The 12,080-nt window shown below is 72.8% G+C and carries 7 protein-coding genes; all 7 read right to left on the reverse strand.

The window, feature by feature from the left end; genetic code table 11:
- Positions 1-85: 85 nt before the first annotated feature.
- The gene (locus tag V7E45_RS17735; protein WP_333775144.1) at positions 86-1,390 is read right to left on the reverse strand and encodes a M50 family metallopeptidase; all 1,305 of its coding nucleotides are present in this window, start codon (positions 1,388-1,390) and stop codon (positions 86-88) included.
- Positions 1,387-2,652 (reverse strand): 1-deoxy-D-xylulose-5-phosphate reductoisomerase, encoded by a 1,266-nt coding sequence (dxr, locus tag V7E45_RS17740; protein ID WP_333775145.1) that lies wholly within the window; start codon positions 2,650-2,652, stop codon positions 1,387-1,389. The genes V7E45_RS17735 and dxr overlap by 4 nt, the downstream gene beginning before the upstream one ends.
- A 315-nt stretch (positions 2,653-2,967) precedes the next feature.
- The gene (locus V7E45_RS17745; RefSeq protein ID WP_333775146.1) at positions 2,968-4,905 is read right to left on the reverse strand and encodes an acyl-CoA dehydrogenase family protein; all 1,938 of its coding nucleotides are present in this window, start codon (positions 4,903-4,905) and stop codon (positions 2,968-2,970) included.
- A gap of 614 nt (positions 4,906-5,519) precedes the next feature.
- A complete protein-coding gene (locus V7E45_RS17750; protein ID WP_333775147.1) occupies positions 5,520-6,896 on the reverse strand; it encodes a S53 family peptidase in 1,377 nt (458 codons plus the stop codon).
- 223 nt (positions 6,897-7,119) lie between these two features.
- Entirely contained in the window at positions 7,120-8,565 is a 1,446-nt protein-coding gene (locus tag V7E45_RS17755) for an aldehyde dehydrogenase family protein (RefSeq protein WP_333775148.1), read from the reverse strand.
- A 131-nt stretch (positions 8,566-8,696) separates the two neighbouring features.
- Positions 8,697-10,268, reverse strand: coding sequence for a PucR family transcriptional regulator (locus V7E45_RS17760; protein WP_333775149.1), 1,572 nt, complete (start codon positions 10,266-10,268; stop codon positions 8,697-8,699).
- A gap of 231 nt (positions 10,269-10,499) precedes the next feature.
- A partial coding sequence (locus V7E45_RS17765) for an ATP-binding protein (protein ID WP_333775150.1) occupies positions 10,500-12,080 on the reverse strand: 1,581 nt, incomplete at its 5' end.

The raw sequence follows: 12,080 nt of genomic DNA on the forward strand, positions 1-12,080 counted from the left end.
ACGCCGACACATCCCACCCGGCAAACCCACTCGATGGGAGGCGGCCCGCAAACCAAGGCTCGCGGGCCGCCTCGAACGCCGGAGGCTAACTGATTTTGACCGGGTTAACGATGTCCGCCACCAAGACCAAGATCGTGAAGCAGACGAAGATCCCGGCCACCACGTAGGCCACCGGCATCAGCCGGGCCACGTCGAACGGGCCCGGGTCGGGGCGGCGCAGGACGCGGGCCACGTTGCGCCTCAGGGACTCCCACAGGGCGCCCGCGATGTGCCCGCCGTCGAGCGGGAGCAGCGGGAGCATGTTGAACAGGAACAGGGAGAGGTTGAACCCGGCGACCACGAAGAGGGCCATGGCCAACTGCTGGGAGGCCGGGATGTGGAGCGTGGCGATCTCGCCGGTGACGCGGGCCGCGCCGACGATGCCCATCGGGGAGTCCGGCTCGCGCGGGCCGTTGCCGAAGGCCGCGTTCCACAGGGCCGGGATCTTGCCGGGCAGGGCGACGAGCGAGTCGACGGCGTCGCCGACCCGGTCGGTCATCCAGGTCACGGACTGGCCGAAGTCCTGCTTCACGACACCGTGGGCCGCGCTGAAGCCGAGGAAGCCGGCCTTCACGTACTGACCCTGGACGTAGGTGCCGCTGGAGTCCTTCTTGGCGACCTGGTTGGTGGCGATCTTCGCGTGCAGGGTCAGCTCCTGGCCCTTGCGGTCGACGACGATCGCGACGTCCTTGCCCGCGCTCTGCCGGATCAGGTCCGAGAGGGTGTTCCAGTCGTTGGTCGGTACTCCGCCGAACGAGACGATCTTGTCGCCCGCCTTCATGCCGGCTTCCGCGGCCGGGGACGCCTGGTCGGACTTCTTGCAGCTGTCGCGGTGCTGGCTCTGCGCGATGACGCAGGGCGAGACGGACTCGACGCTGGTGGTCTCCTGCTGGATGCCGAAGCCCATCAGGACGGTGAGGAACAGGCCGATCGCGAGGATCAGGTTCATGAACGGGCCCGCGAACATGACGATGACCCGCTTCCACGGTTTGCGCGTGTAGAACATGCGCGTCTCGTCACCGGGCTTGAGTTCCTCGAAGGCCGCCGAGCGGGCGTCCTCGATCATGCCGCGCCACGGCGAGGTGGAGCGGGCGGAGACCCGTCCGGCCTCGTCGGGCGGGAACATGCCGATCATGCGGATGTAGCCGCCGAGCGGGACGGCCTTGATGCCGTACTCGGTCTCGCCCTTGTTGCGCGACCAGATGGTGGGGCCGAAGCCGACCATGTACTGCGGGACACGGATGCCGAAGAGCTTGGCCGTGGACAGGTGCCCCAGCTCGTGCCAGGCGATCGAGACGAGCAGGCCGACCGCGAAGACCACTATGCCGAGGATGAACATCAGGGTCGTCATGCACGCGCCTCCGCGGTCCGGTCTGTCAGTTCGCGCGCCCGGGCCCGCGCCCAGGTCTCCGCTTCGAGGACGTCCGACACGGTGAGTGAGGTTCCCGTGACCGGGGTGCCGTGCTCCTCGACGACCCGGGTGACGGTCTCCATGATGCCGTTGAAGGGCAGTGCGCCGGTGCGGAAAGCCTCGACGCACTCCTCGTTGGCCGCATTGAACACCGCCGGGGCGGTCCCCGCGAGCTGTCCCACGTGCCGGGCGAGGTTCACCGAGGGGAAGGCCTCGTTGTCCAGCGGGAAGAACTCCCAGGTGGAGGCCTTGCTCCAGTCGAAGGCGGGCGCCGCGTCGGGAACGCGTTCGGGCCAGCCCAGACCGATGGCGATCGGCCCCCGCATGTCGGGGGGCGTCGCCTGGGCGATCGTGGATCCGTCGGTGAACTCGACCATCGAGTGGACATACGACTGCGGATGCACGACGACCTCAATGCGGTCGAAGGGAATGTCGTAGAGCAGGTGCGCCTCGATGACTTCGAGGCCCTTGTTGACGAGGGTCGCCGAGTTGATCGTGATGACCGGGCCCATGGCCCAGGTGGGGTGGGCGAGGGCGTCCTCGACGGTGACGTCCGCCAGTTCCGCCTTGGTGCGGCCGCGGAAGGGGCCGCCGGAGGCGGTGACGACCAGCTTGCGTACATCGGCGCGGGTGCCGGCGGCGAGGGCCTGGAAGAGCGCGGCGTGCTCGGAGTCGACCGGGATGATCTGCCCGGGCTTGGCCAGCGCCTTGACCAGGGGCCCGCCGACGATCAGCGACTCCTTGTTGGCCAGCGCGAGGGTGCGGCCGGTCTCCAGGGCGGCGAGGGTGGGCGCGAGGCCGATGGAGCCGGTGATGCCGTTGAGCACGGTGTGGCAGTCGGAGGCGGCGAGGTGGGTGGCCGCGTCCGGTCCGGCGAGGATCTCGGGGAGCGGCTCCCCGGCGCCGTACCGCTCGGCCAGGGCCTCGCGCAGGGCCGGCACGGCGTCCTCGCGGGCGACCGCCACGGCGCGCACCCGCAGCCGGTGGGCCTGCTCGGCGAGCAGGGCCGTGCGGCTGCCGTTCGCGGAGAGGGCGGTGACCCGGAAGCGGTCGGGGTTGCGCAGTACGAGGTCGATGGCCTGGGTTCCGATGGACCCGGTGGAGCCGAGGATCACCACGTCCTTCGGGCCGTCTCCCGCGAGGGGGTCGTACACGAGGTGCGGGTCGGCGAGGGGTGCGGGACTGGCGGGACTGTCGGTCATGCCCTCCATTGTGGCCGCAAGCCGCGGCCGCCTGGACAGGGCGTCCCTCGGGCGGGTGCGTTGCCGGGTTTCGTCGCCGGATGGAGCGGTTGTCCTCTTGTGAGGAGCGGGTGAGGAACGGTCGGGGACGGCCGAGGGATGACCGAGCCATGCGGAGGGATGACCGAGCCATGCCGAGGGATGGCCGCGGTCGCGGGGGCGCACTGGGGTGCGGCGGGGTGGATTGCGGTGCGTGGGGGCGCGTGGGGCGCACTGGGGTGCGCGCTCCGGCTCCCGCCCCGAGTGGGGAGCGGGAGCCGGTTCGGCCGAGTGAGGCTAGGCCCCGTAGGGGCGGCGGGCGTTCTCGCGTTCGCTGGGGCCGGGGGTGGCGTCCGCGATCCAGGGGCCCTCGCCCGAGGGGTCGACGATGCCTTCCTCCAGCCAGGTGTAGGCGCCGCCGAGGACGCCCTTGACGACCTTGCGGTCGAGGTCGTCGGTGTTGGTCCACAGCCGGGCGAAGAGTTCCTCGACGCGGATGCGGGACTGGCGGCAGAAGGCGTCGGCGAGTTGGTAGGCCTCGCGGCCGTGCTCGCCCTCGCCGCGCAGCCGCTCGGCGCGTACGCAGGCCGCGCTCATGGCGAACAGTTCGGCGCCGATGTCGACGATCCGGCCGAGGAAGCCCTGTTTGGTCTCCATGCGGCCCTGCCAGCGGGACATGGCGTAGAAGGTGGACCGGGCGAGCTTGCGGGCGTGCCGTTCGACGTAGCGCAGGTGGCCCGAGAGGTCGACGCCGTGCTTGAACTCGTTGTAGGCGGAGGGGAGCTGGCCGGGTCCGGCGACCAGTTTCGGCAGCCACTTGGCGTAGAAGACGCCCGCGTTGGCGCCCGCCCTGGCCTTGTCGGAGAGGGACTTGTCGGGGTCGATGAGGTCGCCGGCGACCGAGAGGTGGGCGTCGACGGCCTCGCGGGCGATGAGGAGGTGCATGATCTCCGTCGAGCCCTCGAAGATGCGGTTGATGCGCAGGTCGCGCAGGATCTGCTCGGCCGGGACGGAGCGCTCGCCGCGTGCCCCCAGCGACTCGGCCGTCTCGTAGCCGCGGCCGCCGCGGATCTGGACCAGTTCGTCGGCCATCAGCCAGGCCATCTCGGAACCGTAGAGCTTGGCGAGGGCGGCCTCGATGCGGATGTCGTTGCGGTCCTCGTCGGCCATCTGCGAGGAGAGGTCGAGGACGGCCTCCAGGGCGAAGGTGGTGGCCGCGATGAAGCTGATCTTGGAGCCGACGGCCTCGTGCAGTGCGACCGGCTTGCCCCACTGTTCGCGTTCCGCCGCCCATTCGCGGGCGATCTTCAGGCACCACTTGCCGGCGCCGGCGCACATCGCGGGCAGGGAGAGCCGGCCGGTGTTGAGGGTGGTGAGGGCGATCTTCAGACCGGCGCCCTCGGGGCCGATCCGGTTCGCGGCGGGGACGCGTACCTGGTGGAAGCGGGTGACGCCGTTCTCGATGCCGCGCAGGCCCATGAAGGCGTTGCGGTGCTCGACGGTGATGCCCTCGGAGCCGGCCTCCACGACGAAGGCGGTGATGCCGCCCTTGTGGCCCTCGGAGGCGGGGACCCGCGCCATCACGACGAGCAGGTCGGCGACGACTCCGTTGGTGGTCCACAGTTTGACGCCGTCGAGCACGTAGTCGTCGCCGTCGGGGACGGCGGTGGTGGCGAGGCGTGCCGGGTCGGAGCCGACGTCGGGCTCGGTGAGCAGGAAGGCGGAGATGTCGGTGCGGGCGCAGCGGGGCAGGAAGGTGTCCTTCTGCTCCTGGGTGCCGAACATCTTCAGGGGCTGCGGTACGCCGATCGACTGATGGGCGGAGAGCAGGGCGCCGACGGCCGGGCTCGCGGAGCCGACGAGGGCGAGGGCCTTGTTGTAGTACAGCTGGGTGAGGCCGAGGCCGCCGTACTTGGGGTCGATCTTCATGCCGAGGGCGCCGAGTTCCTTCAGGCCGGCGACGACCTCGTCGGGGATGCGGGCCTCGCGTTCGATGCGGGCGGAGTCGACGGTGGACTCGCAGAAGGCGCGCAGTCTGGTGAGGAACTCCTCGCCGCGGCGCACGCTTTCGGCGTCGGGGAGGGGGTGGGGGTGGATGAGGTCGAGCCGGAAGCGGCCGAGGAACAGTTCCTTGGCGAAGCTGGGCTTGCGCCAGTCCTGCTCCCGGGCGGCCTCCGCCACCTGGCGCGCCTCGCGCTCGGTGACGGTGGTGCGTGGGGTGGTGGTGGCGGACATTGAGGCTCACCTCGCCGCGAAGAGGGACGATGGGGACCGGTCCTTACCGACCGGTGCTACTGGATCGTTGGTACCCGAAACGGGCCGACCCCACCACCCCTCGCGGTCCGATCGGTCGACGCGGGGACGTACTTGCCGTCGGCCGGTGGGGTGCGGCGCCACGGGAAAAGAGCCTTGCCGGGTGTCGAAGCGCTTCGTATCTGCCGGCGGTGGTGCGGGAGGCGCACGAGGAGGGGCTGCCGGTGATGCGGCCGCTGTTCCTGGAGTTCCCTCGGACCTCTGAACGGGTGAGACGAGGGCGGTGTGACGGTGACGGTGCCGGCGTCGCTGGACCGTATCCCGCTGTTCCTGCGGGACGGCGCGGTGCTGCCGGTGGTGGGGTGGGCTGCGCGGCTGGGCCGGGGAGGACCTGCTGGTCCCGCTGGAAGGGCTCTACCGTGTGCGCCCGCACCACTCTCGGCGCGCGGATCGCCGCCATCGCCGGCGTCCACGACGTCCGGCTCGGACTGCGCGGCCCGCTGCGGCTCGCGCACGTCGGCTTCTCCGGTCGAGGTTCCGCAGGAGCCCGGCACCGGTCGGGCAGCGGTGCCGGGTCCCTTCGTCACGGTGCCGCGTCAGCCGTGGCGGGCCGCCCGGGCGAGCGCGGGCACGAAGCGCAGGGCGTTGACCGTGCCCACGCCGGTGGCCATGTCGTAGCCCTTGACCGCCTTGTAGCCGGTGACGCCCTGGTAGCTGTTGTTCGTGCCGTCGGCGACGTCGACGACACCGGTGGTGGCCTCGTGGCGGGCGGACAGCGCGTACAGCGCCGCGTTGATGTCACCAAGCCGGTGGCCGGCGACCTGGTCGGCGAGGGCGACGATGCCCGAGAAGATCGGGGTGGCCTCGCTGGTGCCGCCGGTGACGTCCCAGCCCGTGGCGGTCGGGTCGTAGCTGGAGTAGATCCACGCGCCGCCGTCGACCGCGGCCGTCATCGACACGTCCGGGGTGCCGCGGCGGGCGCCGACGGTGTGCCGCACGCCGTTCTGGAACGACGGGCGGGTGAACACGTGGGACTGGCCGCCGCCGCCGGCGCCGTAGTCGTTGTAGACGCTGTCGGGCTTCACCCGGTCGCCCTGGTCGTTCAGGTGGAGCTGGGTGCCGCCGACCGAGGTGACCAGCGGGTCCGAGGAGGGCCAGGAGTTGACCCGCTTGTCGTAGTAGTGCTTGCCGTCCGCCTTCATGTCGGTGGCACCGCCGTCGCCGGAGGCGGCGAGCACGGTCACGTGCTTGCGGTGGGCGTCCTCGAAGGCGTAGCGCAGCTTCTTGATGCTGGAGAAGTCACCGCGGGCGAACCCGGGGAAGGTGTTCTCGGTGGCGCCGAAGCTCTGGCTGATGACGTCGCCGACGCCCTGGTCGACGAGGTGCTTCTCGGCGCTCATCATCTCCGGCAGGCCGGTGGTGCCCTCGGTCTCGGAGACCGCGGTCTCCACCAGGACGATCTTCGCGCCGGGCGCCACGGCGTGGGCCAGCTCGACGTCCAGGGTGGTCTCGCCGGCCCAGCCGGTCATCTCCGAGTTCTTGGGGTCGAAGGCGGGGACGTGGCCCCACTTGACCACCTTGACCTTGGTGCTGGGCAGCCCGAACTGCCTGCTGTAGACGTCCAGGTCGTGCTGGACGGTCGGGGAGCCGAACGAGTCGACGATGACGATGGTGCGCCCCTTGCCCGTGACGCCCTGCCGGTACAGCCCGTTCAGGTGGTACGCGGTGCGGTACTGGAGCGGGTTGTAGCAGGCGATGTGCCACTTGGTCTCGCACTGCCCGATGGGCAGCGGGTCGGCCACACCGCGCACCAGCGTGTGGCCGGCGACGGCCGGGACCGCCTTGGTGTGCGGTACGGCGGCGGGCGCGGCGGCGGTGGCGCCGGCTCCCGAGGTGGTCGCCAGCGCGGCGGCGGCGAGGGCGGCGGTGGCGGCGCAGGCCGCGACGCCGCGCCCGGTGCGGGCTATGTGCATGTGTTCCCCTGAGTGGTCCGCGGTCGGACGTGGTGGTCGACTCGCATCCCATCGAGTGAGTCATGCACATAACAAGACTGTTGACCGGTCGATGCCGAATCCTTTACCGGAGCACAGCATTACGCGGACGCGGGAACGGCCGCAGCCCCCGCACAGTGGGCTGCGGCCGTCCTGTCCGACCTGTCCGTGGCAGGTCAGTCTTTTCGGACCCGTGCGTGACAGGTCACAGGGCGAGTCCGGTGAGGACCAGCACGCGCTCGTACGTGTAGTCGTCCATCGCGAACTTCACGCCCTCGCGGCCGACACCGGACTGCTTGGCGCCGCCGTACGGCATCTGGTCGGCACGGTAGGACGGGACGTCGCCGACGACGACACCGCCGACCTCCAGCGCGCGGTGGGCGCGGAAGGCGGCCTGGAGGTCGTGCGTGAACACACCCGCCTGGAGGCCGTACTTGGAGTCGTTGACCGCGGCGAACGCCTCGGCCTCGCCGTCCACCTTCTGCACGGTGAGGACCGGGCCGAAGACCTCTTCGCAGGAGATCGTCGTGTCGGCGGGCACCTCGGTCAGCACGGTCGGCGCGTAGGAGGCGCCGTCCCGCTTGCCGCCGGCCAGGAGCTTCGCCCCGGCCGAGACGGCCTCGTCCACCCACGACTCGACGCGCTTGGCGGCGTCCTCGCTGACCAGCGGGCCGACGTCGGTCGAGGCGTCGGACGGGTCGCCGGTGACCTGGGCCTCGACGGCCGCCACGATGCGCGGCAGCAGACGGTCGTAGACGGAGGCGTCGGCGATCACCCGCTGCACCGAGATGCAGGACTGGCCGCCCTGATAGTTGGAGAAGGTCGCGATGCGGGTCGCGGCCCGGTCCAGGTCGGCGTCGCTCGCGAAGTCGGCGAGCACGACGGCCGCGCCGTTGCCGCCCAGCTCCAGCGTGCAGTGCTTGCGCGGCACCGAGTCCATGATCGCGTAGCCGACCTTCTCCGAACCGGTGAAGGAGATCACCGGCAGGCGCTCGTCCTGGACCAGGGCGGGCATGCGGTCGTTGGAGACCGGCAGGATCGACCAGGAGCCGGCGGGCAGCTCGGTCTCGGCGAGCAGGTCGCCGAGGATCAGGCCGGACAGCGGGGTGGCCGGGGCCGGCTTGAGGATGATCGGCGCGCCGGCGGCGATGGCCGGGGCGACCTTGTGGGCGCACAGGTTCAACGGGAAGTTGAACGGCGCGATGCCGAGCACGACGCCCTTCGGGAAGCGGCGGGTGAGCGCCAGACGGCCCTGGCCGCCGGCGTCGGTGTCGAGGCGCTGGGCCTCGCCGCCGTTGAAGCGGCGGGCCTCCTCGGCGGCGAAGCGGAAGACGGAGACGGCACGGCCGACCTCGCCCCGGGCCCACTTGATCGGCTTGCCGTTCTCGGCGGAGATCAGCTGGGCGATCTCCTCGGTGCGCTCGACCAGGCGCTTGCTGACGTGGTCGAGGGCGGCGGCGCGGACGTGCGCCGGGGTGGCGGCGAACTCGTCCCGTACGGCGTACGCGGCGGCCACCGCCTCCTCGACCTGGGCCTCGGTCGGCACGCTGACCGTGCCGACGACCCGGCCGTCCCACGGGGAGGTGACGTCGAAGGTGTCCTCGCCGGTGACCTGGCGGCCGGCGAGCCAGAAGGCGTGGCTGGAAGTCATGTACGTCCCGGCCTTTCCGCGTCGAAGGTGGTTCCTGCTCTCGTGCTCCACGGTAGGGCTGGCGCGGCGGGCGGGGGCTTGTCCGAGCCGTAGCAGTACGGCCCGGGGACACGCCGGTTTGTCCTAGGCGGCTACTCGTTCGAGGTCGCCTTCAGGGCCAGCCACAGCTCCATCCGTACGTCGGGATCGTCCAGGGAGCGCCCGAGAATCTCCTCGACCCGGCGCATCCGGTACCGGAGGGTGTGCCGGTGCACACCGAGGTCGGCCGCGGCCGCGTCCCACTGGCCGTGCCGGGACAGCCAGGCGCGCAGGGAGGCCACCAGGTCGCCGCGGCCGGTCGCGTCGTGCTCGTGCAGCGCCCGCAGCAGCCCGTCGGCGAACGCCCTGACCGCGTCGTCGGCCAGCAGCGGCAGCACCGAGCCGGCCGCGAGCTGCTCGTGCTCCACCAGGAACCGCCCGCGCCGCCGGGCCACCGACAGCGCCTGCTCGGCCTGCTTGTAGGCGGCGGCAGCGGCGATCGGCCCGGCCGGCGCGGACAGGCCGACGACCAGTTCGTCCTCCTCGCCGGTCGCCTGCTCGGGGACGGCCCGCACGGTCTCCAGCGCCGTCGCGTGCGCGACGCAGGCGGCCACCGCCGCGCCCCCGTCCGCGGCCAGCACCACGAGCCGCTCCCCCTCCGGCACGGCCAGCACCGCCTCACCGGAGCGGGCCGCGGCCGCCTCGACCGTCTCGGCGAGCGCGCCCAGCGGGTCGGCGCCCGACACCGGCTCGGCGACCACCATCCGGAAGGGCGCGTCGAGCAGGCCGCCGTACAGGTCCCCGGCGACGGTCCGGGCGTGGTCCGGCTCCCCGGCGAGCAGCATGCGCAGCACGGCGGCCCCGATGCGCTGCTCGGCCGCGTGCAGCGAGCGGGAGCGTTCGGTGGTGAGGGTGAGCAGGGCGATCGCGGAGTGCACGGCGTACCGCTCGGCGGTGCCGAGGGCGGCGGCGGTGCCGACGGCGAGCGCGGCGCGCGGGCGGCGGCCGGTCCCCAGGGAGTGCAGTTCCACCCGGTCCTCGTAGTCGGGGCCGCCGACCACCGAGGAGGCGGGGGCGGGCCGCTCCCGCAGCCGCTCGACCTCCGCGGTGAGCCGGGCGGCCCGGCGGCCGGCCCACTCGGGTGCGGTGGCGACGACTGCGCCCGAGGCGTCGTACAGGGCCGCCCACCCGTCGACCTGCGCGGCGAGCGCGGCGAGCAGGCCCTCGGGCCCGGCGTTGAGGGCCTGCTTGGTCAGCTCGCGCTGGGCGGCGAAGCCCGCCGTCACGGCCCGGTACTGGTCGGCGGCGATCGCGGCGGAGACGGCCTTGCTGATGGCGAGGAACGGGGTGCGGCGCGGCACCTCGAGCAGCGGCAGCCCCTCCTCCTCGGCGGCGTCCACGAGGGCCTTGGGGATCTCCTCGTAGTTGACCCCGACGGCGAACCCGAGCCCGACCACCCCAGCCCCGGCCAGCCGCTTGACGTAGCGCCGCATGACCTCGGGATCCTCCGCGTCCAGCTTGAGCGCGGTGATCAGCAGCAGCTCGCCGCCCTCCATGTAGGGCACGGGGTCGGCCAGCTCGCTCACGTGCGCCCAGCGCACGGGGACGTCGAGGCGGTCCTCGCCGGCCCGCACGGTCAGCTTGAGCGCGGAGTGGTGGACGAGCGAGGCGAGAGTCGGGGGCATCGTGCCTTCAGGTCTGGGAGAACCGAGATCTTTTGGCCGCCGCGTATGAACGACCTATGCCGATTCTGCCTCACCGTACGGTCACCCGCTGACGCTATGGACATACCGGAGAACGGCCTGGGGGCCGCTGCTCCCCGGCCTCCCGGCAGGCCGCGCCCCTCGCCGTCCGAGCCTCCCGCCGTCCGGGCCTCCCGCGTCCCGGCCCCGTCCCGGGCACCGCGCCCGGGCGGCTCAGCCGCGCAGGTCCACCAGCAGGGGCGGCGCGTGCTCGCCCCGCACCGTGGTCAGCGACAGCACCGCGTGGCCCGGCGGCACCCCGTGCGCCAGCTCGGAGGCCGACCAGCGCTCCCGCTCGACCTGGCGGACGGTGACCGCGCGGGCGGTGGGCGCCTGTCCGGTGATGACCCGGCGCAGCATGTGCACGACCTTGCCGGCCGGGGTCTCGGCGATGATCTGCCGGTCGGTGACGTCCCGGGTCTCGGTCCACTCCTTGCCCCACACCTCGGCGAAGTCCTGGCCGTCCCACGGGGTCAGCCCGGCCAGCGCCATCCGGCACCCGGTGGCGCCGAGCAGCGGTCCGCGCAGCGGCCGGGGGGCGTCGTCCAGGGTGCGCAGGGTCAGCACGACCCCCGCGTTCGCGGAGCGCAGCCGCTGGATGCCGCGCACCGCCTCCGGGGTGACCACACCGGAGGCGTCGTCCAGCAGCAGGCAGGCGAACAGCGACCGGTCCTCCCGGACGGTCACACTGGCCGTGAACTGGGCGAGCACCAGCCGGGCCAGGATCCGGGAGGCGTCGGCGTGCCCGCGCTGGGGCAGGTCGATGCGGACGCGCACCGGGTGGTCGAGGGCCTTGAGCGAGAACGGCCGGGACTGCCCCGAGGTGTCGAAGAAGCCGGCGAAGGCGGGCCGGTCGAGCAGCGCGATGCGGTCGGCCAGCACCGCGCCGACGTCGCCGGGGTGGGCCATCTGCCGCTCGCGGGCGTCGAGTTCCCTGAGCAGCGCCTCCTGCCCGGTGTCGGTGAGCGCCTTGCGCAGTGCGGCCAGCGGGCCCGGCGTGCCGTCGAGGAGCTGCCGCAGCTCGGGGACCGAGGGGAACCGGTCGTGGACGGCGCGGAAGGGCCCGAGGAGCTGGGCGAGGACGGTGGTGGAGCGGCGGCTGTCGCCGCCGGGGTGCGGGTCGGCGAGGTCGCCGACGAGGGCCTCGGCGAGTATGGCGGCGGCCTCGTCCGGGTCGGTGGTGCCGCCGTAGAGGTCGAGGTCGTGGACGGAGTCGGGGTGCCCGACGCGCACCACGACGTCGTACGCCTCGGCCGGGCCGAGCCCCGCGCCCGCCGCGCCGACGGCCACCACGGCGGCCTTCCCGGTGAGGGCGTGCAGGCACAGCGACTCGGCGAGCGGCCGGACGACCGCGCCGGTCTTCCCGGACCCGGCCGGGCCGACGGCGAGCAGCGAGGTGCCGAGCAGTTCGGGGTCGAGGGCGAGGCCGGAGCCGCGGTAGTGGTACGGGTTGCGGGCGTCGTCGGCGGTGGTGCCGAGGCGTACCTGGCCGGTGAGCAGGTCGTGGCGGGCGTGCCGGGCGGGCAGGTCGCGCTCGCCCGAGGGGTGCGGGCAGGCGGCCGAGCCGTCCTGCAGCACGGCGCCGGTGAAGGACGCGAGGCTGTGCGAGCCCGTCCGCACGCCGTGCCAGGCCCGGCTGATCCGCGCGTGGTCGACGTCCCGCATGAGCCCGGCCCTGGCCTCGGCGGCCAGCCGCTCGGCGGCCTCGTGGGCGCCGGCCCGGCGCAGCTGGGGCCACTCGGCGGGGTCCTGCTC

Origin of the sequence: Streptomyces sp. IBSBF 3136 (assembly GCF_036815105.1) — a bacterium.
In the GTDB taxonomy this organism is placed as follows: Bacteria; Actinomycetota; Actinomycetes; order Streptomycetales; family Streptomycetaceae; genus Streptomyces.

Bases quoted from the DNA above. Each gene is read 5' to 3' on its own strand.
- V7E45_RS17735 (WP_333775144.1), bottom strand. From the start codon at position 1,390: ATGACGACCCTGATGTTCATCCTCGGCATAGTGGTCTTCGCGGTCGGC.
- dxr (WP_333775145.1), bottom strand. From the start codon at position 2,652: ATGACCGACAGTCCCGCCAGTCCCGCACCCCTCGCCGACCCGCACCTC.
- V7E45_RS17745 (WP_333775146.1), bottom strand. From the start codon at position 4,905: ATGTCCGCCACCACCACCCCACGCACCACCGTCACCGAGCGCGAGGCG.
- V7E45_RS17750 (WP_333775147.1), bottom strand. From the start codon at position 6,896: ATGCACATAGCCCGCACCGGGCGCGGCGTCGCGGCCTGCGCCGCCACC.
- V7E45_RS17755 (WP_333775148.1), bottom strand. From the start codon at position 8,565: ATGACTTCCAGCCACGCCTTCTGGCTCGCCGGCCGCCAGGTCACCGGC.
- V7E45_RS17760 (WP_333775149.1), bottom strand. From the start codon at position 10,268: ATGCCCCCGACTCTCGCCTCGCTCGTCCACCACTCCGCGCTCAAGCTG.